This is a genomic window from Mangrovicella endophytica, from assembly GCF_002893625.1.
In the GTDB taxonomy this organism is placed as follows: domain Bacteria; phylum Pseudomonadota; class Alphaproteobacteria; order Rhizobiales; family Rhizobiaceae; genus Mangrovicella; species Mangrovicella endophytica.
Genome location: NZ_PKMZ01000007.1, coordinates 35,494 through 61,427, shown reverse-complemented (window position 1 = coordinate 61,427; position 25,934 = coordinate 35,494). Strand labels below are relative to the sequence as shown.

At 65.9% G+C, this 25,934-nt stretch carries 22 protein-coding genes; 13 read left to right on the top strand and 9 right to left on the bottom strand.

Going from position 1 to position 25,934, the window contains the following annotated elements; genetic code table 11:
* Nucleotides 1–194: 194 nt before the first annotated feature.
* A complete protein-coding gene (locus tag C0R46_RS15110) occupies nucleotides 195–1,217 on the top strand; it encodes a LacI family DNA-binding transcriptional regulator (RefSeq protein WP_157944656.1) in 1,023 nt (340 codons plus the stop codon).
* On the opposite strand, the gene C0R46_RS15105 is transcribed toward C0R46_RS15110, so the two are convergent.
* The 3 genes from C0R46_RS15105 to C0R46_RS15095 all read right to left on the bottom strand — a co-directional run bounded on the left by C0R46_RS15105 (nucleotide 1,205) and on the right by C0R46_RS15095 (nucleotide 5,274).
* Nucleotides 1,205–2,026: an enoyl-CoA hydratase/isomerase family protein gene (locus C0R46_RS15105; RefSeq protein ID WP_102960493.1), complete on the bottom strand. Its 822-nt coding sequence runs from the start codon at nucleotides 2,024–2,026 to the stop codon at nucleotides 1,205–1,207. The two genes, C0R46_RS15110 and C0R46_RS15105, sit on opposite strands and share 13 nt — an antisense overlap.
* Entirely contained in the window at nucleotides 2,023–3,228 is a 1,206-nt protein-coding gene (locus tag C0R46_RS15100) for a glycoside hydrolase family protein (protein WP_102960492.1), read from the bottom strand. Before C0R46_RS15100 ends, C0R46_RS15105 begins: the two co-directional genes overlap by 4 nt.
* 339 nt (nucleotides 3,229–3,567) lie before the next feature.
* A complete protein-coding gene (locus C0R46_RS15095) occupies nucleotides 3,568–5,274 on the bottom strand; it encodes a sensor domain-containing phosphodiesterase (protein WP_245413604.1) in 1,707 nt (568 codons plus the stop codon).
* 682 nt (nucleotides 5,275–5,956) lie between these two features.
* Here C0R46_RS15095 and C0R46_RS15085 point away from each other — a divergent pair.
* The 5 genes from C0R46_RS15085 to dhaL all read left to right on the top strand — a co-directional run bounded on the left by C0R46_RS15085 (nucleotide 5,957) and on the right by dhaL (nucleotide 12,299).
* Complete coding sequence (locus tag C0R46_RS15085; protein WP_198598353.1) at nucleotides 5,957–6,904, top strand: substrate-binding domain-containing protein; 948 nt, start codon at nucleotides 5,957–5,959, stop codon at nucleotides 6,902–6,904.
* 134 nt (nucleotides 6,905–7,038) lie between these two features.
* Complete coding sequence (locus C0R46_RS15080; RefSeq protein WP_102960488.1) at nucleotides 7,039–8,550, top strand: sugar ABC transporter ATP-binding protein; 1,512 nt, start codon at nucleotides 7,039–7,041, stop codon at nucleotides 8,548–8,550.
* Nucleotides 8,540–9,505, top strand: coding sequence for an ABC transporter permease (locus C0R46_RS15075; protein ID WP_102960487.1), 966 nt, complete (start codon nucleotides 8,540–8,542; stop codon nucleotides 9,503–9,505). The genes C0R46_RS15080 and C0R46_RS15075 overlap by 11 nt, the downstream gene beginning before the upstream one ends.
* Nucleotides 9,506–9,531: 26 nt before the next feature.
* Nucleotides 9,532–10,413 (top strand): sugar phosphate isomerase/epimerase family protein, encoded by an 882-nt coding sequence (locus tag C0R46_RS15070; RefSeq protein WP_102960486.1) that lies wholly within the window; start codon nucleotides 9,532–9,534, stop codon nucleotides 10,411–10,413.
* Between the two features lie 98 nt (nucleotides 10,414–10,511).
* Complete coding sequence (dhaL, locus tag C0R46_RS15065) at nucleotides 10,512–12,299, top strand: dihydroxyacetone kinase subunit DhaL (RefSeq protein WP_102960485.1); 1,788 nt, start codon at nucleotides 10,512–10,514, stop codon at nucleotides 12,297–12,299.
* A 33-nt stretch (nucleotides 12,300–12,332) separates the two neighbouring features.
* Here the strand turns inward: dhaL and C0R46_RS15060 are convergent, their stop codons facing one another.
* The 6 genes from C0R46_RS15060 to C0R46_RS15035 form a co-directional block, all read right to left on the bottom strand.
* Nucleotides 12,333–13,292 carry a sugar-binding transcriptional regulator gene (locus C0R46_RS15060; RefSeq protein WP_245413603.1) on the bottom strand — a complete coding sequence of 320 codons (960 nt, stop codon included), beginning with the start codon at nucleotides 13,290–13,292 and terminating at the stop codon, nucleotides 12,333–12,335.
* Between the two features lie 37 nt (nucleotides 13,293–13,329).
* Nucleotides 13,330–13,881, bottom strand: coding sequence for an SIS domain-containing protein (locus C0R46_RS15055; protein ID WP_102960484.1), 552 nt, complete (start codon nucleotides 13,879–13,881; stop codon nucleotides 13,330–13,332).
* Between the two features lie 337 nt (nucleotides 13,882–14,218).
* Nucleotides 14,219–15,733: a tripartite tricarboxylate transporter permease gene (locus tag C0R46_RS15050; RefSeq protein ID WP_102960483.1), complete on the bottom strand. Its 1,515-nt coding sequence runs from the start codon at nucleotides 15,731–15,733 to the stop codon at nucleotides 14,219–14,221.
* Between the two features lie 10 nt (nucleotides 15,734–15,743).
* Nucleotides 15,744–16,193, bottom strand: a complete 450-nt coding sequence (locus tag C0R46_RS15045) for a tripartite tricarboxylate transporter TctB family protein (protein WP_102960482.1) — start codon at nucleotides 16,191–16,193, stop codon at nucleotides 15,744–15,746.
* A gap of 86 nt (nucleotides 16,194–16,279) precedes the next feature.
* Entirely contained in the window at nucleotides 16,280–17,251 is a 972-nt protein-coding gene (locus C0R46_RS15040; RefSeq protein ID WP_157944655.1) for a Bug family tripartite tricarboxylate transporter substrate binding protein, read from the bottom strand.
* A 146-nt stretch (nucleotides 17,252–17,397) separates the two neighbouring features.
* Entirely contained in the window at nucleotides 17,398–18,126 is a 729-nt protein-coding gene (locus C0R46_RS15035) for an IclR family transcriptional regulator (RefSeq protein WP_102960480.1), read from the bottom strand.
* Between the two features lie 118 nt (nucleotides 18,127–18,244).
* On the opposite strand from C0R46_RS15035, the gene C0R46_RS15030 reads away from it, so the two are divergent.
* The 7 genes from C0R46_RS15030 to C0R46_RS15000 are packed head-to-tail and all read left to right on the top strand — an operon-like array spanning nucleotide 18,245 to nucleotide 25,898.
* Nucleotides 18,245–18,577, top strand: a complete 333-nt coding sequence (locus C0R46_RS15030) for a carboxymuconolactone decarboxylase family protein (protein ID WP_102960479.1) — start codon at nucleotides 18,245–18,247, stop codon at nucleotides 18,575–18,577.
* Nucleotides 18,578–18,624: 47 nt separating this feature from the next.
* On the top strand, nucleotides 18,625–20,001 hold the full coding sequence (purB, locus tag C0R46_RS15025; RefSeq protein ID WP_102960478.1) for an adenylosuccinate lyase: 1,377 nt from the start codon (nucleotides 18,625–18,627) through the stop codon (nucleotides 19,999–20,001).
* A gap of 43 nt (nucleotides 20,002–20,044) precedes the next feature.
* Nucleotides 20,045–20,905 carry a 3-mercaptopyruvate sulfurtransferase gene (sseA, locus tag C0R46_RS15020; RefSeq protein WP_102960477.1) on the top strand — a complete coding sequence of 287 codons (861 nt, stop codon included), beginning with the start codon at nucleotides 20,045–20,047 and terminating at the stop codon, nucleotides 20,903–20,905.
* Nucleotides 20,905–22,311, top strand: coding sequence for an MmgE/PrpD family protein (locus C0R46_RS15015; RefSeq protein WP_102960476.1), 1,407 nt, complete (start codon nucleotides 20,905–20,907; stop codon nucleotides 22,309–22,311). The genes sseA and C0R46_RS15015 overlap by 1 nt, the downstream gene beginning before the upstream one ends.
* Nucleotides 22,308–23,762 carry an FAD-binding oxidoreductase gene (locus tag C0R46_RS15010; RefSeq protein ID WP_102960475.1) on the top strand — a complete coding sequence of 485 codons (1,455 nt, stop codon included), beginning with the start codon at nucleotides 22,308–22,310 and terminating at the stop codon, nucleotides 23,760–23,762. The genes C0R46_RS15015 and C0R46_RS15010 overlap by 4 nt, the downstream gene beginning before the upstream one ends.
* A gap of 1 nt (nucleotide 23,763) precedes the next feature.
* Nucleotides 23,764–25,002 carry an alpha-hydroxy acid oxidase gene (locus C0R46_RS15005; RefSeq protein ID WP_102960474.1) on the top strand — a complete coding sequence of 413 codons (1,239 nt, stop codon included), beginning with the start codon at nucleotides 23,764–23,766 and terminating at the stop codon, nucleotides 25,000–25,002.
* A 2-nt stretch (nucleotides 25,003–25,004) separates the two neighbouring features.
* Nucleotides 25,005–25,898 (top strand): MBL fold metallo-hydrolase, encoded by an 894-nt coding sequence (locus C0R46_RS15000; protein ID WP_102960580.1) that lies wholly within the window; start codon nucleotides 25,005–25,007, stop codon nucleotides 25,896–25,898.
* Nucleotides 25,899–25,934 lie beyond the last annotated feature (36 nt).

Here is a 25,934-nt window from a genome sequence, read left to right as displayed (position 1 = left end):
GGAACTTGAACGACCTCCCAGTCGCTCAGTTTCTGAAAGCGCTTTCAGGCTAGGCATGTGACGGAGGCATGTCAATCGCCTTCCGTCGAGATGCACGCATGCGCTTTAGGCCGATATGCAGCAATCCAGACGTTTGCTTCAGCATTCATCCCGGTCTGGTGTAGAGACGAGGCATTCCAGCGTTGGAGGATCGCTTGACCAAGAAAGCGTCGCTCAGCGACGTCGCAGCCGCTGCCGGCGCTTCGGTGGCAACAGTCTCGCGCGTTCTCAACAACCCGTCGATCGTGCGCGCGGAACTTCGCGAGCGCGTGCTGCGGGCCGCGCGTGAACTCGGCTATGTTCCCCATGGCGCGGCACGCGCCCTTGCCTCCAACCGAACACGGACCATCGGAGTCGTGGTGCCGACGCTTGGCATCTCTGTGTTCGCCAAGGGAGTCGAAGCCATGCAGGACCGCCTCAACGGTGAAGGCTACCGCCTCGTCGTGGCCAATTCACGCTATGATCCCGATAAGGAATATGAGGCGATCCGGTCTCTGATCACGCACGGCGTCGACGGGCTGATCCTCGTCGGCAACGAACGCTCTCCGGAGTCTCGAAGGCTGCTTCGGACCCACGCCTGCCCTGTCGTCGTGACCTTCGTCCACGAGGCGTCGGAGGATTATCCGGCGGTCGGCTTCGACAATTTCGCTTCAGCCTACGACATGACCCGCTACCTGCTCTCCGAAGGGCACCGGGTCTTTTCCGTCATGACGAGCCCGACGATGGGCAATGACCGCATCCGTGCACGTCGCGACGGCGCGCTCCAGGGCCTTAAGGACGCAGGCACCCACGCCCAGTTGGGCTGCATTGTCGAAGTGCCCTACACGATGGAGGCCGGCCGCGGAGGACTTCGACAGGTCCTGCAGCAGTCCAGCGCGACCACATGCCTCATCTGCACGACCGACGTCATCGCTGTCGGCGCCTTGGCGGAGGCAAAGGAGATGGGGCTCGTCATCCCCGATGCTCTATCGATCGCTGGATACGACGGACTGGATTTCGCAGCTTACCTGTCGCCTGGCCTGACGACCATCACCGTTCCAGCGGCCGGCATCGGCACTTCTGCCGCCGAGAGCATGATCGACATTCTCGCCGGACGGACTCCCCGCGCCAACACCGTGCTGGAAGCGGCATTGGCCATCAGGGATTCGACGGGAGCGCCGCCTGCTCATCCCGGCTGAGGCGTTGCCTCGTCCGCTGTGCCCGCTTTTCCCGCGGGCCCACGGTTGAACCCCGGCTGACGTTTGCCGAGAAAGGCTGCAAGTCCCTCAGCCAGATCCTTTCCGCGGAACAGTTCGCCGAAGGCCTCGGCTTCGGCCGTATCGATGCCGCTTGCCGGGACGGCAGATCCGATCGTCCGCTTTGCCAGGGCCAGCGCGCCGGCAGGAAGCTGCGCGAGATCTGTGGCCAGACGATCGACGGCCTCAGCAAGCCTCTCGGGTCCCACGACCTCGTTCAGCAGCCCGAGCTCCGCCGCCCTCCGAGCATCGATCGGCTTGCCGGTCATCACCAGCTCGCGAGCGCGCAGCGGGCCGATCTCCTGCACGAGCCGCTTCATGCCGCCCGCCGCAGGCAGAGCACCGAGCTTGATTTCAGGAAATCCGATCGATGCGTCTCGCGAGGCGATACGGAAGTCGCAAGCCAGCATCAGCTCGGCGCCACCACCGAGGGCATAGCCCCCGATCTTGGCGATCGTCACCTGCGGCAGCGCCGCGAGCCGATCGAGCAGATACTGCTCGAAACGGATCTTCGCGATCCCGCCGATCTCGTCGGTGGGAAACTCCTTCACGTCCGAGCCGACGGAAAACGCCTTCTCGCCCTGCCCCTCGATGATCACAACACGGATGTCCGGTCGCTCGCTCAACGCGACGATCTGCTCGAAGAGGGCGCGCCGCAACGCCACTGTCAGGACGTTCAGTGGTGGGTTGCAGAGGCGGAGCGTCGCAACCGGGCCGCTCACCTCCAGTTCAACACCGTCGCCTGCGCTCATGCCGATGTGCTCGACAGCTTCGCAGGGACCGCGCGGAGAGCCCCAGGCTTCGTGGCCATCAGCAGGGCTTCGGCGAAATAGTAATCCCCGAACAGGACTGCGGCATCCGGACCGATATTATGCGGTTTTGAGTAGCAGCCATGCCGAAGGAACCCACGCTCGGAGTCGTCCCTTGACAGGTGCTCGCGGCAGAGGTCGTCCAGCAGCCGCAGTCCCTGCTCACGCCGCTTTTGCGCAAGCGCCATATCAGGTTCGAGGTCGGCGATCTGGAGAAAGGCGTTGGCGACGATCGCCGAAGCGGCCGTATCGAGCGTGGCTGCCGCCCCGGCGGGATCATCGAAGTCCCATGGCGCCGACGTGGCGTCGCCCAGCGCCTGCATGAAGCGGTCGCCGAGGCGATGCGCCAGGGCGAGATAGGCGTATTCGCCGGTCGCCCGCGCTGTTTCGGCAAAGCCAAGAATCGCCCAGCCTTGGCCCCGCGACCAGAATGACTCGTCGCTATAGCCCTGGAAGGTGTAGCCCCGCTGCCGATCGCCGGACGGCAGGTCATACTCCACCGCATGATACGTGGAGAGATCCGGACGGATAAAGGCGCGCTCGGTCGACTTGGCGTGCAGTTCACCCGCGACGAGAAAGCTGTCGTCACCGGCGACGTCCGCCGCCCAATACAGGAGCGGAAGGTTCGCCATCGTATCGATGGCAGAACTGCGCCGCCCACGCGGATCGCTGAGCGGCCCCCATGAGGAGACATAGGCGCCGGCATCCGTCCGCACGAGGCGCGCCCGGAGCTGCGCTGCGGCCTCGAGACCGATCCGGGCATAATCGGGATCGCCAGTGATGTGAAACGCCGGAAGAGCGCTCGACAGGAAGATGAAGCCGATATCGTGTGTGTTCGGATCAGCTGATCTTGGCGCAACCAGCTTCATTCGTTCACGGGCACGCTCCAGCATGTCGGCGTCTCCTGTATGGAGATGCGAGATGAGGAGCAGCCCGACCCAGAAGCCGCAGAACCAGTTGCCGTGGCTCCAGTCGTCACCGGTGTAGCCGGCGGAGCGCGAGGCATACATCGTGTCCCACGAACCATCAGGCTTGGTCACATAGGGGAACTCGACCCCTAGCCTGCGCTCATCCTCCATCGTCTTGCGCGCCAGAACGTCGAGCGCCTCGTGAAAGCGCGTGATCTGTTGGCCTGATTCGTTCATGTCGTCCTCCCAAACATGCAGGCTGGAGACTAAACGAACTGGGCTTCACTTTGAAAGCGCTTTCAGTCGTCGTTTGCCGCGGCTGTTCGTCTGGCTCCTCTGCCAGCGTGGCCTCGGGGCGGCTGCTGACGATGTCGGTCGTCAGCGCTCGGCTTCGCGCCACCGTCGTCCTTTGGTCGACGTCGGCGGGCATCTTCGAGGGCACCGGTCAGGCGTGGTGTCTAAAGCACGCCGGCCGGGAATGAGCGACGACCGCGGCCCTTCGGATCGCGATCGGAGTGACGGCCAAGAAGCGTCTGCCTTCTTGCCGCCGTGCCAGCCGGATTGCGCCGGCTCAGTTCAAGCGGCGAGGCTGCGCGACTGCCGCCACGTCTCGAACTGGTCGGCTTCCAGCGGGCGCGAAAAGAGGTAGCCCTGCGCCTCGTCGCAGCCCTGTTGCCGCAGCCAATCCGCCACCTGTGGTGTCTCGACACCTTCGGCGACGACCCGATAACGCAGGTCGTGCGACAGATTGATCATGGAGCGGACGAGCGAGCGCTCCTTTTCGCCATCATCGAGATTGCGAACAAAGCTCTGGTCGATCTTGACCACCTTGGCCGGCAGCGTCTGCAGGTAACCAAGGCTGCTATAACCGGTCCCGAAATCGTCGATGGCCAAGCGGATGCCCGTGTCGGACAGAGCCTCGAGCTGCCGACGCGCATGCTCTGCGTCACGCATGACGGCGCTCTCCGTCACCTCGAGTTCCAGCCAGGCGGTATCCACCCGGTGGCGTCCGACGGCGGCCACGATCGACGTGGCAAAGTCCGGCTCGTCGAGATTTGCGGCAGACACGTTGACCGAGAGGCTGAGGCCGTCATGCTGCCAGCGAACGAGTTGACGCAGCGCTTCGTCCAGAACAAAGGCGGTCATCGCCTGAACATGAGGAGAATGCTCGACGATCGGAATGAATTCCACCGGAGAAACGTCCCCCAGCACCGGATGGCGCCACCGCAGCAGCGCTTCCGCTCCCAAGCAGGCTCCCGACTTCAGGTCGATACGCGGCTGGTAAACGAGACGGAGCTGATCGGATGACGCCAGGGCGGCGCCAAAATCCTGAAGAAGGCGGTAGCGGCGGCGATATTGCTCGTCCACTTCGGACGAGTAGACGCTGACGTGATCGGATGAGGATCGCGCAGCATGGACGGCGCTGTGCAGCGCCCGCAGAATATCCTGCGCAGCCATCGTACCGGCCGGGAACACCGCCACGCCGATGGCGCTGGTCATGACCGTGCCGTAGGCGGAATTCTGACGCGCCTGCCCAACATCGCGCGTAAGATGCTCGATATAGGTCGTTCGCTCGACGTCGGCGGGAGCCAGAAAGGCGAACTGCGTCGCAGCCACATGATAGATCGTCTGCTGCGGTCCGAGCGCCAGTCGTAGATCCTGCGCAGCGTCCCTGATCACGTCATCGACCCTGCCAGGGCCCATGACGCGGGCGTAGGAGCTGATCTGCTCAGGTAGCGCGAAATCCACGAGAACGGTGATCTGTTCGTAGCCGGGCCTGTCTTTCGCCAGATCCGCAAGGTCATCGAGGAACTGGTTGCGGTTCGGCAAGCCGCTCAGGGGATCGATCCGGCCGAAGGCATGCTGCAGCTCGATCTGAGCCATGACCATGGCAGCCAGATCCTGCAACGCGTCGATTTCCCGCTCGGTAACCTCGCGGGGTTCCGTCCCGAGCACGCATAGTGCGCCGAGGCTGAACCCCTCACGCGTCACGAGCGGCGCGCCGGCATAGAACCTGATTCCATTCTGCCCGAGCAGGCTGTCAGCATAGCAGGGATGCTTGCTAAAGTCTGGTATGATCACCAGACCGGCGGTGTCTGCCACCTCGCCGCAGGGCGCCTTCTCGCGTGGGATCGACCAGTGCTCGACGCCGACGCGCGACTTGAACCATTGACGGTCTCGATCCGTCAGAGAGACCGCCGCGATCGGCAGACCGAAAATCTGACTCGCCATCCGCGTGATGCGGTCGAAGCTCTCGCTCGGTGGCGTGTCCAGCAGGTTCAACTGATGGAGCGCCTGGAGCCGTGCCTCCTCATAGGACAGAGCCATGCTTGGCGTACCTTTACCGGATAGATCACCGGCGCAAAGCAGCGCCGGGCGGATAGCAGCATGAGCACCGAGAACGATTACGACTTCTGGAATAAAGCCTGGCCGCATCGCCATTGCGCAGCGACAACCTCGAGCGTGGTAAAGGCTTACTTGAAATCTGCTGAGACTAGCCGATGCTAGGAGAGCCGTCGTTCGGCAATTCGTCCGGCTCGAAGGCCGATGCGGAACGCTGAGCTCGACGCTGGAGGGTGCAGGCGCACCGGCTATATCCGGCCGGCGCCCGTTACCAGGCTCTGCCGGCTCTCGAACCCGGCATGATCTCCCTCTCCGTCACCCGGCCGGATTTGCCGGAGCGGCATGGGCGCGTGCAGAAGCCGGCGGGTCGACATACGTCCCTGTTCCAACGCTCATCTCCGCTGCAGATCGTTGGACACCGCCGCAACGAGCGCCCCTCGTCTGCCGCGATCGCGCAGATGCCGCACCTTTTCAGGCTGGCGGCGGCGATTCTGAAATCTTGTAAACTGAAAATTACATCTGTAAGCTCCGCCTCGGCATGGGATCTTGGAAGGAGAGGCCCAGGCTGTGGAGAGTGATCACCGGCAGCAGCACCGCCGCGTGATCGATTGGGAGGTTTCTCGTGAAGACTTTTGCTCGGCTCGCCCTGGTGGCAGCCCTGACGACGACGACTGCCGTGGCCGCATTCGCGCAGGATGCCGGCATGGAGAAGAAGGACAGCTACCGCTTCGTGATCATTCCGAAGGTGGTGCATCCCTGGTTCGACAAGGTGAACAACGGCGCGCAGCAGGCCGCCAAGGTCATCGAGGCGCAGACCGGCTCCAAGGTCCAGATTGACTACAGCGCGCCGCAGCAGGCGGACGTGGTGCAGCAGAACCAGATCCTGGAAAGCTCGATCGCCACCCGTCCTGACGGTATTGCCATCGATCTTCTGGATGCCAACGGCAACCGCGCCTCTCTGGAAGAGGCCGTCGGTCAGGAGATCCCGGTCACCATCTTCGATTCCGTTCCGCCCGAGGGCATGGAGCTGACCAGCATCGGCAACGATTTCTGCGAGCAGGCCGAGATCGCGTCCAAGCGCCTCGTCGAGCTGCTCGGCGCCGAAGGCGGCGAAGTCGCCATCATGATGGGCGTGCCGAGCGCGCCGAACCACGCGATCCGCGCCGACTGCCACAAGAAGGTCTTCGAGGCGAGCCCGAACATCAAGATCGTCGCGACCGGCATCGACAACGACGACATCGAAACGGCGCAGAAGCAGGCTGCGGCCATCATGCAGGCCAATCCGAACCTGAAGGGCTGGGTTGCCTCTGACGCCGCGGGTCCGATCGGCATCGGCCAGGCCATCAAGGAGGCCGGCAAGACCGGCCAGGTGAAGCTCGTCGGCCTCGACGACTTGCCGGAGATGATCGAGCTGATCAAGGACGGCACGGCCGACAGCTCCTCCTCCACCAAGCCGGAGATGCAGGGCTACTGGTCGGTCATGACCATGTGGCAGAAGGCCATGGGCATCGACACGCCGAAATACATCGACACCGGCATTGCCGTCCTGACGCCGGACAGCGTGAAGTAACAGAGCCTCCCAAGCTCCGGACGGGGGATGCCATCGGCTTCTCCCGTCCTTGTCCGCGTCGACAGAGCCGGGACGGCTCCTCGTTGCACGAGCGCTGCAGCCGCTCGCCACCCTTCAACAGCAAGGGGGACGCCATGGCGTTTCTCGAAGTTCGCAAGCTCGGCCGCGACTTTCCGGGCGTGACGGCGCTGAACGACGTCGACCTCGACATCGAACTCGGGCGCGTCCACATCCTGGCCGGCGAGAACGGTGCGGGAAAGTCGACCCTCGTCAAGCTGCTCACCGGCGCCTACCATCCGAGCCGCGGCACCATCCGCATCGACGGGCGTGATCCCGCCGAAGATGCCGAACTCTTCCGCAACATTGCCTATGTGCCGCAGGAGCTGACGCTGTTCCCGCATATGAGCGTGGCGGAGAACCTCTTCATCCCGTTCGACCGGTCGGGCCATGGCGGCGCCCGCTTCGACCGCCGTCGGCTCGAAGCGGAGGCGCAGGAGTATCTCGACCGCTTCGGCATCGCCGCGCGACCGTCCGACCTCGTGCGCACCATCTCCGTGTCCGACCAGCAGCTGCTGCAGATCGCCCGCGCCTCCACCAACAAGGACATGAAGGTGCTGATCCTCGACGAGCCGACCTCGTCGCTGACGCGCTCGGAGGTGGACCGCGTCTTCCGGGTCATCTCCGGCTTCAAGGATGGCAACCATGCCATCGTCTTCATCTCGCACAAGATGGACGAGGTCTTCGCCATCGGCGACGACTACACGGTGCTGCGCAACGGCGAAAAGGTCGAGGCGGGCCGGATGAGCGAGACCGATGTCGGCGGGCTGATCCGCGCCATGTCGGGCAAGGCCGTGGACTTCGAGGAGACCTTCCGCCCGGCCAGTGCGCCATCGACGCAGACGCAAGGTCCGGCGATCCTGGAGGTGCGTAACCTGACGGGAGATCGCTTCCGGGACGTCAGCTTCACGCTCAAGCGCGGCGAAATCCTCGGCTTTGCCGGGCTGGTCGGTGCCGGGCGTTCGGAGGTCATGCAGACGATCTTCGGCTTTCTCGGCGCCAAGAGCGGCAATGTCAGCCTGGACGGCAAGCCCTGGACCCTCGGCGACACCTCCGCTGCCGTGAAGAACGGGATGCTCTACCTCTCCGAGGAGCGCAAGCACCACGGCATCTTCCCGCTGATGTCGGTGCGCGACAATATCGGCCTTGCCATCTACGACCAGACGTCCGGACCCTTCGGCATCTCGGCCTCCAAGGAAAAGACGCGCGTCTCCGACATCATCGCGGCCTATGACATCAAGACGGCCAGCATGAACAAGGAGATCGTCTTTCTGTCCGGCGGCAACCAGCAGAAGGCGATCATCGGCCGCGCCATGGCGCGCACGCCCCGCGTGCTGATCTTCGACGAGCCCACCAAGGGCATCGACGTGCGCACCAAGACCGAGATCTACCGCATCATGAAGCGCCTCGCCGAAGACGGCGTCGGCATCATCCTGGTCTCCTCCGAGATGGATGAGCTGCGCAAATGCGCCAGCCGGATCATCGCCATGCATGCGGGCGAAGTCACCGGCTCCTTCGATACCGAAGCCACGGATAACGAAACCCTCGTCGGCGCCATCTTCGGCACGGAGAAGAACCATGCGGCGTAATCCCCTCTCCCTGCTGCTCGCCAACCCCTTGGCAGGCGTTTTCGCCGTCCTGGTGGCGATCTTCGCGATCTCGGCACTCGTCTCGCCCTACTTCCTCACCGGCTACAACCTGTCGGTGGTGGCGCGGGCGCTCGCCTTTATCGGCCTCGTTACGATCGCGCAGTCGTCCCTTCTGATCCTCGGCGAACTGGACCTGTCTCTCGGCGTGATCGGCGGCCTCTGCGGCGTCGTCGCCGGCCTGCTGATGGTCAACTATGGCCTGGCGCCGGTGATCGCCCTGCCGCTGGCGCTGCTGCTGGGCGCTGCGCTCGGCTTCTTCAACGGCTTTCTCGTCTCCTCGCTCGGCCTGCATTCGCTGGTGCTGACCATCGGCACTGCCGGCGTCTATGGCGGCATCAACCTCGTCCTGACCCGCGGCGTTGCCATCACAAACATCCCGCGCGAGATCCAGGTCTTCGGCCGTGGCGACCTCTTCGGCGTGCCCGTGCCATTCGTGATCATGCTGGTGATGCTGGCGCTCGCCTCCTACCTCGCAGCCAAGACGCCCTTCGGCCGCTACATGTACGCCATCGGCAACAACCCGGCCGCCGCCCGCATGCTGGGCGTCAAGGTGGACCGGATCCGCGTCCTCGTCTTCACCTTCGCCGGCTTCCTGTCGGCGCTGGCGGGGCTCCTGATGGTCGCGCGTCTGGGCACCGCGCAGCCCTCGATCGGCGAGACCTGGGTGCTCGGACCGATCGCGGCTTCGGTGATCGGCGGCGTCGCCACCACCGGCGGCGTCGGCACGCCGCTCGGCGCGATCTTCGGTGCCGCCATCATCGGCATCATCGAGAACATCATCGTGCTCTTCGGCGTGTCGCCCTACTGGCAGGGCATCGTCAGCGGCGCCATCGTGGTGCTTGCCATCTCGTTCGACGCCGTGTCGCGCCGCTACCTGCGCAAGGGCGGCGCCTGAGGCGCCTAATTCCGGGAGGAAAGACCATGAAGCTCGGCCTGAACCTGTCCTTCGGCATCAAGCGCTGGCTCGGCGGCGACGCCATGGCCGAGATCGTTGCCGGTGAACTCGGCATCGACAAGGTGCAGTTCACCTGGGACCTTGTGGACCCATGGTGGCCCGAGGCGCAGCGCGACGCCATCGCACGCGACTATGCCGAGGGGTTCCGAAAGGCAGGCGTCGCGGTGGAGGGCTCCTTCGGCGGCCTTGCCTCCTACACCTACAGCCATTTCCTGGCGCCGATGCCGGAGCTGCGGGCGCTTGGCAAGGAGCACCTGCGCCGCGCCATCGACATGACGGCGGCGATGGAGGTGCCCTGCGCCGGCATGCCCTTCGGCTCCTATTCGGCCGCGGATGCCAAGGATCCGGCGCGGCGCGAGACGATCTACAACGAGGCCGTCGAAGCCTGGATCGACCTGTCCCGCCACGCCAAACGCCAGGGCCTTACATCCCTCGTCGTTGAGCCGGTCCCGCTGGCAACGGAGTTCCCCTCCTCGGCCCAGGACGCGCTGCGTCTGATGAAGGATCTCGACGGCGCCACGGACGTGCCGGTGCGCCTGATGGTGGACTGGGGCCATGTCCTCTTCACGCCGCTGTTCGGCAAGGATGCCGACATGGACCTCTGGATGGAAACGGTCGGCGACTACATCGCGGCCTTCCACATCCAGCAGACGGACGGGCTGCTCGACCGGCACTGGAACTTCACCCGCGAGGGCATCGTCACACCGCAGCGGCTGAAGGACTTCTGGAACCGCCACAAGCTCACCGACCAGACCTACTTCCTCGAGATCATCTATCCCTTCGAGGAAACCGACGAGCATGTTCTCAGCGACATGAAGGCGGCACTCGCCCTGCTTCGGGCCGCCTGACGCGCCGACCAGCGGAGCGTTCACCCTCGGCGGACCGGTGGAGGGCTCGCAGCCCTCCCCGTCCGCTTGCCTATCCCCACGACCTGCCGGAGCCCGTGATGTCCACCCCGCGCACCAAGAAGCTGATGAACGCCCCGGAGATGATCATCCCGGAGATGATCGAGGGCATGGTCGGCGCCCATCCGGATCTCCTGCGCGTGGCCGGCAATACCGGCCGGGCGATCGTTGCCGTGGACGGGCCGCGCCCTGGCAAGGTCGGCATCGTCGTCGGCGGCGGCTCGGGCCATGAGCCGGCCTTCGCCGGCTATGTGGGCCGCGGGCTTGCCGATGCCAGCGCCGTCGGCAACGTGTTCGCCTCGCCGTCGCCCGAGCAGATCCTCGATGCGGCGCGGGCCGCCGATGGTGGCGCCGGCATCCTGTTCCTCTACGGGAACTATTCCGGCGACGTGATGAACTTCGACATGGCGATGGAGGAGCTGAACGCTGCCGGCGGTCAGGCGCGCTCCCTTGCCGTCACCGACGACGTCGCTTCGGCCCCCAGGGATCGTTGGCGGGAGCGCCGCGGCATCGCCGGCGACTTCTTCGTCTTCAAGGTCGCCGGCGCGGCTGCCGACCGCATGCTCGGTCTCGACGAGGTTCTGCGCCTTGCCGGCAGGGCCAACGACAACACTCGCACCATGGGCGTTGCCCTCTCGGCTTGCTCGCTGCCGCAGACGCGGCGCTACAATTTCGAGATCGGCGAAGACGAGATGGAGATCGGCATGGGCATCCATGGCGAGCCCGGCATCCGCCGCGGGCCGCTGGAGACCGCCGACCAGGTGGCCACCGCGCTTGTCGAGGCGGTCCTCGCCGATCTCGATCTTCCCCGCGGATCGCAGGTGGCGGTGCTGGTGAACGGACTCGGCTCCACGGCGCTGATGGAACTCTACCTCCTCCACCGCACCACCAAACGGATCCTCGACGAACGCGGCATCACGATCCACCGCTCCTTTGTCGGCGAATATGCGACCTCGCTGGAAATGGCAGGCGCATCCGTCACCCTCCTGAAGCTCGATGATGAGCTGACGTCGCTGCTCGACCATCCGTGCCTGACCCCAGCGCTGAAGGTCGGCGCGACGGCAGCGGGCAGCGTGACCGGCAGCGCTCAGGCGTCCTTTGCGGGCGCGGCCGCGGCACCTGGCGGACAGGACGCCCCGTCGTCCAGCCGCCGGCTCGAGACCGGGGGCGACGTGACGCCGGCGATCTTCCGCCAGATGATGCAGTCCGTCGGCCGCACCATCATCGCCAACAAGGACTGGCTGAGCGAACTCGATGGTGTCATCGGAGACGGCGATCACGGCATCACCATGGAGATCGGCTGGACGGCGGTTTCGAAGGCTCTGGACGAGGCGACGGCCGACGAGACCATCGAATCCACCTGCAAGCGGATGGCCAAGGCCTTTCTCGACGCGGTCGGCGCTTCATCGGGTCCCCTTTACGCAACCGCCTTCCTGCGGGCGGGAACGGCGGTGAGCGACCGCCTGAACCTTGACGCCGGCGCTCTGGCGGCCTGGGTCGGCGCGGCGTCACGCGGCATCCGTGACCGCGGCCGCTCGGAGCCGGGCGACAAGACGATGGTGGATGCCTGGGTCCCCGCCGCCGACCGTGCGCAGGAAGCCGCGTCGGGCGGCGCCTCCACGCTCGACGTCATGACCGCCGCCGTGCAGGGCGCCGAAGCCGGCATGAACGCGACGGCGGGTATCGCGGCCAAGCGCGGCCGCTCCGCCAAGCTCGGCGAGCGTTCCATCGGCCATATCGATCCGGGCGCGGCCTCCACCTTCCTGACGCTGCGCGCGATGAAGGAGGCGCTGGAAAGCGCCGTCGGCAGCGCAGGCGCCGGGCGCTGATCCGGGCGGAATGGCGGTGACGGCACGCGGCCGTCAGGCCGGCCGCTCAAGAAGGATACGAGCGACCGTCTCGTCGGTGACGAGGCGGTTGACGTAGCGTCCTTTCAGGACGGCATGCATGGCGGCGGCCTTGTGGATTCCGCCGGATGCCAGCACCGAGACCGGTTTCAGCCGCAGCGCCTCCAGCGGCATCGCCATGATCGCCTCGTTCAGGAAGTGCGGAACCGGCGTGCCGTCCGCCCGCAGGAAGCAGCCGAGCACTTCGCCCACCGCGCCGAGCCGGCTGATGTCGTCGAAATGGTCCTTGACCACCCGCAGCGCCGTCACCGGCGAGCGCTCCGACAGGTCGCCGCAGGAGATCAGGGCAACGTCGGCGATCTCCGTGCGGGCGAGCACGTCGGCGATCTCGTCATTGTGGAGCAGCGCCTCGCGGCTCTCGATGCTGGAGCAGTAGATCGGCGCCGTGAGATAGTGGCACTCGACGCCGAGCGAGCGGGCGATCGCCGTCGCGACCTCGAAGGTGTTGGTGTCGGAGGCCCGCGTCACGCCCCCCATCAGGCCCACAACCCAGGAGCGGGGGCTGGTCCGCGCCGTCAGGCGCCGCGTCGCGAAGGACAGCGTGCGGCCCCAGCCGATGCCGATGCCGATGTCGCGCCCGCCGATCATGCCGTTGATCAGCTCGCCCGCGGCTTCGCCGATGGTGCGCTGCTGCGCCAGCGGGTCCGACAGCGCCGGCACCACCACGGCGCCGGCAAGGCCGAAGCGCTGCTTCAGCCGCTGCTCCAGTTCGGCCGAGCTCCCGAGCGCCAGGCGCAGTTCGATCCGCACCAGCCCCTCGGCGCGCACCTGCGCGATGATCTTGTTGACGCGCAGTCGTGTGATGCCGAGTTCCTCGGCCACGTCCTTCTGCGTCATGCCGCCGATGAAGTAGAGCCATGCGGCGCGCGCCTGCACCTGATCGCTCTCGATCTCCTCGAAGGTGGGTTCGACCACGCGCCGCGCCTCTGATGCTGCACTCTCTACGTGCAGACTATTCCAGATTCGTATGGCGCGCGCGCATCGCGGCGGCGTCGCTCCCCAGATGTTTGACGAGTTTGAGGATCAGGATCTCGAATAGGATGAACAGCGCTCCCTCGTAGAGCGAACCCATGGGCAGGACCGAGCTGGGCGCCGAGCGGTCGTTCGCCATGGTCTGCGCAGGAACGGTGAGCACGCTCGTCGCGCGCTGCGGGCAGTCGCCATTCGGTTCAGCCGTCACGCACAGCGTCCTGGCGCCGGCTGCCTGCGCCGTCTCCATCAGCGCACGGACGGTGGAAAAGTCACCCGGGCCTGCGGACACGATCAGAAGATCGCCCGCGCCGAGAGGCGGCGTCGTCATGTCGCCGACGACATGGGCATCAAGACCGAGATGGAAGAGCCGCATGGCAAAGCCCTTGATCTGCAGCCCCTCACGCCCGACGCCATAAAGCGCGATACGGCGCGCCGAGGCGATCACCTCGACAGCGCCGTCGACATCGGCCGGATCGATCCCGTCGAGGACCCTTTTGAGATCCGCCAGGACGTTGCCTTTCAGAGCTTCCATGTTCCGCCCCTCCCGAAACCGAAATCGTTCATGTCACGCAAGGTTCGTGACGGCGCAGGTCGGCCGACGAACAGGGCGTGGTGTACCATTTCAGGCAGGATAGTCACGACCTGGCCGGTGATTTCCCAGCGGGGTAGCGCGTGCACAGCAGAGACCTGCCGGCGGCGCAGCATGCCGCATCGCTGGGATGCGTTTCTCTGGCGAGAGCGCGTTCCGGAAGACAGCCGGCCGACCGCCTCTCAGTTCCGAGTCGGCGCCCGAACATGCGACGGAAACGGTGTTCCCGTCATCCTGGGTGGAGCCGGCGTAACGCCGGCGCCACCCAAAAAGACCAGCCTTACTCCGGCGCAGGTACGAGGCGCTGGCGGCGGTGGCGCAGCAGGGCCGAGGCGGCGGTCGAGACCAGGAGCAGCGCCGTGATCAGAAGAACCGTGCCGCTGATCGGGCGCTCGACGAAGGTCATCAGATCGCCGCGCGAGATCAGCATGGCGCGGCGGAAATGCTCCTCCATCAGCGGCCCGAGGACGAAGCCGAGCAGGACCGGCGCGATCGGGAAGTTGAGGATGCGCAGGAGATAGCCGACGACGCCGAAGATGATCACCAGCCAGACCTCGAAGACATTGTAGCTGACGGTGTAGACGCCGATGCAGATGAACACGAGGATCGACGGGTACAGGAAGCGGTAGGGGATCAAGAGGATGCGGATCCACACGCCGACCATCGGCGCGTTCAGGATCACCAGCAGGATGTTGCCGACCCAGAAGCTCATCACCAGGCCCCAGAACAGTTCGGGCTCCTGCGTCATCAGCTGCGGACCCGGCGTGATGCCGTGCAGCAGCAGCGCGGCCAGGATCAGCGCCATCGTCGCGCTGCCCGGGATGCCGAGCGACAGGGTCGGGATGAAGGCCGTCTGGTCGGCAGCGTTGTTGGAGGCCTCGGGCGATACGACGCCCTCGATCGCGCCCTTGCCGAACCGGCTCGGATCCTTGGCGACGCGCTTTTCCACGGCATAGGCGAGGAAGGACGCAATGGCAGGGCCGGTGCCCGGCAGCGTCCCGATGAAGGAGCCGATCGACGAGCCGCGCAGGATCGGCAGCCAGGAGCGGCGCCAGTCGTCCCGTGTCGGGATCATCTTGCGCAGCGACCAGCTTTCCCTATCGATCTCGGCAATAGTGGTCTGGCGCACGCTTGCGATGATCTCGGCTACGCCGAACAGACCCATGGCCAGTCCCACAAGGCTGACACCATCCGCCATCTCCGGAACATTGAAGGTGTAGCGGTCGGCGCCGGTGTAGACGTCCATGCCGACGAGGCCGGCGGCGATACCGAACGTCACCATGGCAAGACCTTTCAGCGCCGAACCGTCGGAAACGCTGGTCGCAGCCACCAGCCCGAGCAACATCAGAGCGAAATATTCGGTCGAGCCGAAGCCTAGGCCGATCTGCGCGATCAGCGGCGCGAACAGCATCAGGAGAACGATGCCCATTGAGGCGCCGATGAAAGAGGCGACCGTGGTCATCAAGAGGGCTACGCCCGCCCGCCCCTGCTGCGCCATCGGATAGCCATCGAGACAGGCCACCGCGCTGGATGTCGACCCCGGCAGGTTCAGGAGGATGGAGGCGATGCTGCCGCCATAGGCGGTGCCGTACCAGATGCCGGCCAGCATGATCAGAGCGGTGGTCGGCTCCACATGGAAGGTGATCGGCAGGAGCATCGAGATCGCCGCGAGGGCGCCGAGGCCCGGCAGCATGCCGACCACCGTTCCGAGCACGACGCCGAGCAGGCAGTAGGTGAGGTTGACGGGCGCCAGCGCCGTGGCGAGGCCGAGGCCGATATTGGAAAGGATGTCCACGGCTTGTTCCTCAGAAGGGCCAGCGCAGCATCGGCAGCGTCAGACCGAGACCGAGGTCGAAGATGACGTAGCAGATGAGCGACAGGCTCGCGATGAGCCCGAGAACGGCAGGGATCGTCAGCTTCGAGTCCGCCAGCGCCGAGACGGCGACCAGCGCCGCGATCGCGGGAACGAGACCGAAGGGTGTGACGCACAGGCCGAAGGCGAGAAGCGAGGCGGATATGGCAAACAGCGGCCGCCATTCGATCTGCTCCATCGTTCCCTCGCGGAAGAAAGCGGGCACGGCGATGCCGATGCCGAAGCAGACCAGAAGCACGCCGATGCCGATGGGGAAGAAGCCGGGGCCCATGCGCCGCGGCGTGCCGATGGCCAGCGTGTTCAGGGCATAGGCCGCGATGAACAGCCCCAAAAGGATGATGATCCCGCCGCCGATGATGTCGCGGTAGTCTTTCGTATGCATATCGGTGTCTCCATCAACATGATGGCGCCGTGTCGCGCGCCGGCCGGACCTGCCGGCACGGCGGGCGCGCTGATGGACGGTAGGGCTCAGTCGATCTCGAGCTTGACCTTGGATTGAAGGTCTTCCCAGCGCTTGATCTCGGAATCGAGCTTGTTGCCGAGATCCTCGGGGCTGCCGCCGACGAACACAGTTCCTTGCGAGCGGAACATCTCCTTCAGGCTCTCGTCCTGCAGGACCTTGTTCACCGCCGCGTTCATCTCGTCGATGACCGCCTTCGGCGTCTCAGCCGGCGCAAACATGCCGTTCCAGCTCGTGACGTCGAAGTCCGGCACAGTCTCCGAGACAGTCGGCAGATCCGGGAACACCGGCGAGCGCTTGAGGGAGCTGACCGCCAGCGGGCGCAGATTGCCCGCGGTGACTTGCGGCATTGCCTCGATGATCTGGGTGAAGCCGGCATGGACACGGCCGCCCGCAACGTCCAGCACGCCGGCCGTGCCCGACTGGTAGGAGATCGTCACGATCGGCGTCTCGGTCCTGAACGCCAGGAGCTCCGCCGCGAGGCGCGGCGCCGTCAGCGGACCGGAATTGACCATGTCTAGCGTATCCGGATTGTCCTTCGCCCACTTCAGCAGGCTCGCGACGTCCTTCACCTCGGCCGGCAGCGCCGGGCCGGCAATCAGCATGTAGGGCTGCTCGGCGATCGGCGCGACCGGCGCGAGCAGCTTGCGGGGATCACCGGGTCCGGTGCCCGGCTTGAAGGCCTGGTTCGTCGACATGGACGGCGTGCCGATCATGAACACCGTCCCGTCGGCGGGCGAGCGCGCAACGTGGTCGTAGGCCAGGATCGTCGATCCGCCCGGGCGGTTCTCGACCAGCACCGTCTTGCCGAGAACAGGCGTCAGGCGATCGGCGACCGCGCGCATCACGGTGTCGACACCGCCGCCGGCGCCGAACGGGACGACCAGAGTGACGATGCTCTTGTCCTGCGCCTGCGTCGTGCCGGCACCGAGCAGCAGCGCTGCGCCTATCGCAGCCGCCATGACCACGCGACGCGTCACGCCAGAATTTCTCAGATTATTGTAAGCCTTCATTTCATTCCTCCAGTTGTATTAGCTCTATCTCACGTATAATCGCATCTATGATGCAGATTATCTCTCCCGATCGACAGAACGTTTTTTGCAATCATCCCTGCATTCTCAGAGTTTTATTTCACATCCACCAACGCAGGCGTGCTGCCCAGGCGAGCCGAGACGATTTCCTGCTGTATGACCTCGATGAACCGGGTGATGTCGTCCTCCGTCACGAGGTGACGGAGCGCAGTGATGGCTGCGGCGCCGATGAAGGAGCCGTCGCTCTCGAACACGGGAACAGCCGTCGAGACGAGATGAGGATTCTTCTCGCCGCGCGAGGTGTAGTAGCCGTGCTCGCGCACGAAGACCTGCTTGGCATTGGCGGGATCGAAGTCGGTATAGGCGGCCAGGACATGTGCTGCGGCACCGCCGGCATCCATCGGGACGGACGCACCCACTTCGACGAAATAGCGAAAATCACGCCGTTGCTGATCCCGGATCAGGCACATGCGCTGCTCGCCGGAGCGCACGAAAAACGCTGCCGCCTGCCCTGAGACGACAGCGATCCGATCGATCGAGCCTTCCAGGCGCGAGACGATGTTGGACGTGCTGCGGAAGATGGTGGCCAACCGCAGATTGGCAGGGCCCGGCCAGTAGAAGCCGTCGGCGCTCTTCTCCAGGAAGCCGTAGGCGACCAGCGTCTTGAGCGCCCGCAAGGCCGTAGCCTTGTCGAGGCCGCTCATCTGCGCGAGCTCACGAAGCTGCAGGCGTGGCGCCCCGAGCGAGAAACACTCGAGCAGATGCAGCCCGCGTTCGAGAACGCCGGTCGGAACAGGCTTCTGCTGTCCCTCGCCACCATTCATCCGGCTCCTCCTCCGGCAAATCGCGTTCTGCGGGATCCGCTTGACAACGCTCACATACCGGGTTCTTTTTATCCAGTAATATGAGTTTCATTAGTTGAAATAGCGGAGGATCTTCAAAATGTCAAGCCACTACTACGATGCGTCTGACGCCAAGTACCGGATGCAGATGGCTCAGCTTGCCCCGGACGACTTCAAGGCCTGGATGACGCTGAACAGCATCCCCGCCTTCGAGGGCGGTGCGATCCCGCCGAAGGTGCGCGAACTGATTGCCATCGCGGTGGCGCATGCCACGGGCTGCCCGTATTGCATCGAGTCGCACATCAAGAAGGGCAAGGCGGCCGGGGTCACCAAGCAGGAAGCGGCCGAGGCCGTGCTCATCTCCGCAGCGCTCTGCGCAGGCGCGGCCGCGGCCCATGGCGGCCTGGCGATGAAGTTCTACGACCAGGAATAGGCGCCGCCGGAACGACCAACCGGAACCGGTACGTAGGGAGGAATGAGATGAGCGTCTCTGTTTTCGACATGAGCACGATGCAGCATCTGTGGAGCACACCACAGATGCGCGAGATTTTTTCCGAGCAGAACCGCCTGCAGAAATGGCTCGACTTCGAGGCCGCGCTGGCGAAGACGCAAGGAAGGCTCGGCATCATCCCGCAGTCCGCGGCTGATGCGATCGTTGCCGGCGCGAAGATCGAGACGCTCGATATCTCCGCCATCGCTGCCGAGATCCGCAGGATCAAGCATACTCTGGTGCCGCTCCTGAAGGAGATGCAGAAGCATCTCCCGAAGGAGGGCGTCGAGTACCTGCATTACGGCGCCACGACGCAGGACGTCGTCGACACCGGCCTCATCCTGCAGCTGAAGCAGGCGCATGCGATCATCAAGGGTCAGGTCGCCGGCATCGGCGCCGAGCTGATCCGCCTCGCCGTCGAGCACAGGGACACGGTGATGGTGGGCCGCACGCACGGCGTCCAGGCCCTGCCGATCACCTTCGGCCACAAGTGCGCCATCTGGCTCGACGAGCTGTCGCGCCATGCCCAGCGGCTGCAGCAATGCGAAGAGCGCGTTTTCGTTGTCATGGCCGTCGGCGCGGTCGGCTCACAGGCCTCCTACGGGCCGCGCGCTCACGAGATCGAGGCGGGCATCGCCGATGAACTCGGGCTCCACACGCCGGATATCAGCTGGGCGCCGGCGCGTGATCGCCTCGCCGAATACATCAACCTTCTCGCCGTCATGGCCGGTACGCTCGGCAAGATCGGCAACGAGCTCTTCAACCTCCAGCGCAACGAGTTCGCCGAGATCGAGGAAGGCTTCACCGAGGGCAAGCTCGGCTCCTCGACCATGCCGCACAAGCGCAACCCGGTGGCGGCGGAGAACGTCGCCATGCTGTCGCGCAGTGTGCGCTACAGCGCAGCGATGATGATGGAAGCGCTGGTCCAGGAGCACGAACGCGACGGTATCGCCTGGAAGTCGGAGTGGAAGGCGGTGCCCGAGGCGGTGCTGGTGACAGGCGCCATCCTGTTCCAGGCTCTGGCGCTGCTGAAGGGGCTGCGGATCGACAAGACCAAGATGCAGGCCAATGTCGAGATGATGAAGGGCTATCTCCTCTCGGAGAAGGTCATGCTCGAGCTCGGCGCCAAGGTCGGCAAGAACACCGCCCACGAATGGCTCTACGAGGCCTCCATGTCCGGCATCGAGAAGGGCATGAGCTTTGCCGACGCGCTCAGCGGCCATCATGAGATCGCCGACACCTTCTCGAGCGCCGAGATCGACGAGCTGACGCAGCCGGCGCAGTATCTCGGCACAATCGGCGAGCAGATCGACCGCGTGGTCGCACGCGAAAGGGCCGCGCCCTGGATGCAGTGGCCGGCGGCCTGACGGCCGCCGCAGGTCAGAGCCCTCTCATCTCCGGAGCAACTGCATGTCACCTCAGACCGCACTCGTGGATGCCGACTGGCTGAAGGCCAATCTGGATGATCCCGACCTCCTCGTGCTCGATGCCAGCTGGTATCTGCCGGCCCAGGGACGCGATGCCGAAGCGGAATTTTTCGAGGCGCATATTCCCGGCGCCCAACGCTTCGACTTCGACAAGCGCTTTGCCGATACGAGCACGCCGCTGCCCCACATGATGCCGAGCGCCGAGCAGTTCCAGCGCGAGGCGCGCGCGCTTGGCATCAAGACCGGGAGCCGCATCGTCGTCTATGACGGTGCCGGCATCTTCGCCGCGCCCCGCGCCTGGTGGATGTTCCGTGCCATGGGGCATCAGGCGGTGTCCGTGCTCGACGGCGGGCTGCCCGCCTGGCGCAGCGCCGGCGGGCCGGTGGAATCCGGCACCGGTACCGCCCGGCCGGCGGGCGACTTCGTCGCCTCGCCGCAGGCGGAGCTGCTCCGGTCCGCCACGCAGGTCCAGGCCGTCCTCGGCGACGGCTCGGCCGTCGTGGTGGATGCCCGGCCGGCGGCACGCTTCACCGGCGCGGAAGCCGAAGCGCGTCCGGGCCTGCGCGCCGGCCACATGCCGGGATCGCGCAACCTGCCCTTCTCGCTGATGCTCGCGGACGGCCGCTATCGCGACGCGGACGGTTTGAACGCCGCGCTCGATGCGGCCGGCATCGATGCGGACAAGCCACTGATCGCCTCCTGCGGTTCCGGTGTCACCGCGGCGATCGTGGCGCTCGGTGCCGAGATCGCCGGCCGCCCGCCCGTTGCCGTCTATGACGGTGCCTGGGCGGAGTGGGGTCAGGAAACCCGCCCGGACCTGCCGGTGGTGAAGGGCGAAGCCTGATGAGCGAGCCCGACCTTCTGCCATTGGCCCGCTGGGTCGCGGCATTCCGCTATGAGGATGTCGCGACCGATACGCGCCAGCGGCTCTTCACCACGGTGGCGGACTGGTCGAGCGCGCTTCTCGCTGGCCTCGGTCATCCGCTCTACGAGCGCTATGTCGCGGCACTTCTGCCCTTTCGTACCGAACATGGACCGGCGCATGTCGCCGGCCAGTCCGTGCCGCGCCCGCTGGCGCAGGCCGCTGCCGCCAATGCCACGATCAGCCACTTCTGGGAAGTCGACGACGCGCACCGCCAGTCGACCAGCCATCCCGGCATCACCGTCGTTCCTGCGGTTATGGCGCTCGCGGAAGCCTATCCGGACATTCCGCTCGACCGCGTCAGAGGTGCGATCGTCGCCGGCTTCGAGGCGGTGCTGCGGCTCGGCTCCTATCTCGGCGAGCCGCATTACGCCGTCTGCCATACCACCGCGACCGCCGGGACATTCGGCGCCGCGGCGGCCTCTGCGCACATGCTGGGCCTTGATGCCGATGCCACCCTCTCCGCCTTCGGCCATGCCGGCACGCAGGCGCAGGGTCTCTGGCAGATCCTCGATGACGAAGTGGCCGAGGCCAAGGCCTTTCACGCCGCGACCGCCGTGCGCAACGGCCTTGCCGCGGCGATGCTGGCAAAGGCTGGCATCCCCGGCGCCCGGCGCGTCCTGGAAGGCCGCCGCGGCATGCTGCGCGCCTGGCATCTGAGCGGTGGAGACCGGGCCTGGCTGGTGCCGGACGGCTCGCTGATGATCCATACGGTGACGGTGAAGAACTGGCCGACCTGCGGCCAGATGCATTCGGCACTCGACTGCGCCGAAGCACTGACCGCCGCGCACGCCTTCAAACCGGCCGACATCGGCAGTGTCGTCGTGGAGGTGCCGCAGGCCTGTCTCGACATCGCCGGTGTGGAGACACCCCAGACCGTCGGCCAGGCGAAGTTCTCGACCGCCTTCTGCATCGCCGCTGTGCTGGCCGGACGGCGGCCGGACTTCCGCGGCCTCAACGACGGCCTGCTCGCCGATGCCGCCATTCGCGCGCTGTCCGGTCGCGTCACGGTGAAGCTTGATCCCGCCTTCATGGCCCGCTTCCCGCGCGAGCGCCCGGCCCGTGTCAGCGTCACCCTCAGTGATGGCCGCACGATCGTCGAAGAGCGGTCGTTCCGCCGCGGCGATCCGGAACTGCCCTGGGATGCGGCCGCGCTGGCGGAGCGGACCCGCGATGTCCTGGCACTGGCCGACCGTCCGCTGGATGCGGCGACGCTGATGGACTGGTGCGAACGCTTCGCCGATCCCGCAGCGACACGGTGGAGCGCCGGCGAGCTGTTCAACCTTGCTGCGACCCCGATGCCTCAGCCTCTGGAGATTGCCGTATGAGCTTCGACGCCCTGAGGGCCGCCCAGCGGAACCTGCCGGAAAACTTCGCCGAGCGGCTCGCTGCCGTCACCGGTCCGGGCACGATCATCACCGATCCCATCGCGCGTCAGCGCTTCCTGGCCGAGGAACGCAGCCTCTTCAAGAGCGAGGCGGAGATCGTTGTGGCACCCGCGTCGACGCAGGAGCTTTCCGCGATCGTCGCGCTGTGTGCCGAGGCGGGTGTGCCGGTCGTGCCGCAGGGCGGCAATACCGGCCTTGTCGGCGGCGCGGTGGCGGGGCTCGGCGAAGTGCTCGTCACCATGCACCGGATGAACCGTGTCCTGGAGGTCGATCCTGAGAACTTCACGATCACGGTGGAGGCCGGCTGCATCCTCGCGACCATCCAGGACGCCGCACGCAAGGCCGGCTGCTACTTCCCCTTGAGCCTCGGAGCGGAGGGCAGCTGCACCATCGGCGGCAACATTGCCAGCAATGCCGGCGGCATCGGCGTCCTCGCCTATGGCAACACGCGCGACCTGACGCTCGGTCTGGAAGTGGTGCTGCCGGACGGCCGGATCTGGAACGGCATGCGGCCGCTCTACAAGGACAATAGCGGCTACTCGCTGAAGAACCTCTTTGTCGGCAGTGAAGGCACGCTCGGCATCGTCACCCGCGCCGTGATGAAGCTGTTCCCGGAGCAGCGGCAGCGCGAGACCGCCTTCTGCGCCCTCAACTCGCCGGCCGACGCGCTGGCGCTGCTGGCGCTCGCCCGCCGCCGCAGCGGCGACGATGTCACCGCCTTCGAGCTGATGTCGCGCTTTTCGCTCTCCATCGTTGTGGAGCATTCCGGCGGGCAGGATCCCTTTGCGGAAGCCTATCCCTGGTACGCGCTCATCGAGCTGGCGACGCCGCGCGGCGGCGAGGACCTGCGCCCGATCTTCCAGGGGATCGTCGAGGAAGCCTTCGAGAACGGGCTCATCCTGGATGCCGTCATCGCCGAGTCGATTGACCAGGCGCGTCGGCTCGTCGCCCTGCGGGAATCGACACCCGAAGCGCAGAAGCGCGCCGGCGGCAGCATCAAGCACGACGTGTCGGTGCCGGTATCGAGGGTTCCCCAGCTCATCGAGGAGGCGAGCGCCGCCGTGCTCGACCTGATTCCGGATGCGCATATCTGCGCCTTCGGCCATGTCGGCGACGGCAATGTCCACTTCAACATCACCCAGCCCGATGGGGCGGACAAGGCAGCGTTCCTGGCGCAGTGGGGCGCGGTGAACGAGCGCGTCCATGCCGTGGTCGCCAGGCTCGACGGGTCGATCTCGGCCGAGCACGGCATCGGGCTTCTGAAGGTGCAGGAGATCCGCGGCCATCGCAGCGCGGTCGAGGACGAGATGATGGTGACCCTGAAGCGGGCGCTCGATCCGGCCAACCTGATGAATCCGGGCAAGCTCGTCGCTCTGCCGCCGAGCGGATGAGATGAGCGCTGCCGAGCCAGGGCGAGCGCTGCCGGGCGCCTCCGACGCGTCCGGCCGCCGCACGCGCCCGAGCCTGCCGCGGCAGTTTCGCAATCTCCTGTCGCTGAAGGACTTCGAAGCGGCGGCGCGCCGGCGGCTGCCGCGGGTGCTCTTCGGCTACACGGCAAGCGGTGTCGAGGACGAGATCGGCATGCGCCAAGCGGCCGACGCCTATGACCGCTATGCGCTGATCCCCCGCTTCCTGGTCGGCGTCGCAGAAGTGTCGACCGGCCGGACGCTGTTCGGCAGAGAGTGGCGCCAGCCCTTCGGCATCTCGCCCATGGGCATCTGCGCCGCCAACGCTTATCGCGGCGACATCGTGCTCGCCGAAGCTGCGCGCGCCGCCGGCATTCCCATGGTCCTTTCGGGCTCGTCCCTGACGCGAATGGAGGCGGTGGCGGAAGCCAATCCGGACATCTGGTTCCAGATCTACATGCCGCCCGATCAAGCGGCGACGGACGCGCTGATCGACCGGGTGGAGCATGCGGGCATCGGGACTCTTGTGGTCACGATCGACGTGCCGGTCGGCGCGAACCGCGAGACCAACCTGCGCAACGGCTATTCGACCCCGCTGCGCCCGAGCCTGCGCCTTCTTCTCGACGGGCTGGCGCACCCGCGCTGGCTCTTCGGCACCTGCTTGCGTACGCTTCATTCGCAAGGGATGCCGCATTTCGAGAACGTCACGGCCGGCCGCGGCGAGCCGCTGCTGTCGCGCACGGCCGAGCGCCAGTTCTCCGGCCGTGCCCATCTGAACTGGAGCCACGTCGCCCACATCCGCAGGCGCTGGAAAGGCTCGATGATCCTGAAGGGGATCCTTCATCCCGGCGATGCCGCACTTGCGGCCGGGGCGGGGATCGACGGCATCGTGGTCTCCAGCCATGGCGGGCGCCAGCTCGACGCGGCGATCGCTCCGATCGAGGCGCTCCCCGCCATCCGCGATGCAGCCGGCGGCATGACCGTGCTGATCGATGGCGGCATCCGCCGGGGCACACAGGTGATCAAGGCGCTCGCCCTTGGTGCCGATGCCGTGTTCCTCGGGCGCCCCTTCAACTATGCGGCGACCGTCGGAGGCCGCGCCGGCGTCGAATACGCCATCGGCCTTCTCGCCGACGAGGTCAGGCGCACCATGGGCCAGATCGGCGTCACGCAGCTGGCGGATCTCGGGCGAGAGATCATCCACGTCAGGAACTCGGGAGGATAATGATGACGCAGATACCGCAAAGCCACGACATGTCGGCGAAACCGAGGGTCGAAGCCTTCTTCGACGCGCCCACCAACACGATCAGCTATGTCGTCGCCGATCCGCAGACCCGCGCCTGCGCGGTGATCGACTCGGTGATGGACATCGACTATGCCGCCGGCCGCATTGCCTTCGAGGGGGCCGACCGCATCGTCGCCTTCATCCGCAACAACGGCCTCGACCTGCAGTGGCTCATCGAGACCCATGTCCATGCCGACCATCTGTCGGCAGCCCCATATATCCAGGGCATCCTCGGCGGACAGATCGGCATCGGGCGCGAGATCACGACCGTTCAGGAGACCTTCGGCAAGATCTTCAACGAAGGCACCGAGTTCCAGCGCGACGGCAGCCAGTTCGACAGGCTGTTTGCCGACGGCGACACCTACCGGATCGGCAACCTTACCGCCTTCGCCCTCCATACGCCGGGTCACACACCGGCCTGCATGACGCATGTGATCGGCGATGCCGCCTTTGCGGGGGACACGCTGTTCATGCCGGACGGTGGCTCGGCGCGAGCGGACTTTCCAGGCGGTGATGCGCGCACGCTCTACCGCTCCATCCAGCGTGTGCTCGGCCTGCCCGGCGAGATGCGCCTCTTCATGTGCCATGATTACGGGCCCAACGGGCGCGAGATCCGGTGGGAAACCACCGTGGCAGAGGAGCGCGAGCACAATATCCATGTCGGAAGCGGCGCCAGCGAGGATGCCTTCGTCGCGATGCGCGAGGCCCGCGACAGGACGCTGCCCGTGCCCAGGCTGATCATCCCGTCCCTGCAGGTCAACATGCGCGGCGGCCGGCTGCCGGAAGGCGATGCGAACGGTCAGACCTACTTCAAGGTGCCGATCAACCGTCTCTGATCGTCGATCTCGGCGCAGCCTGAAGCCGAGGGCGCG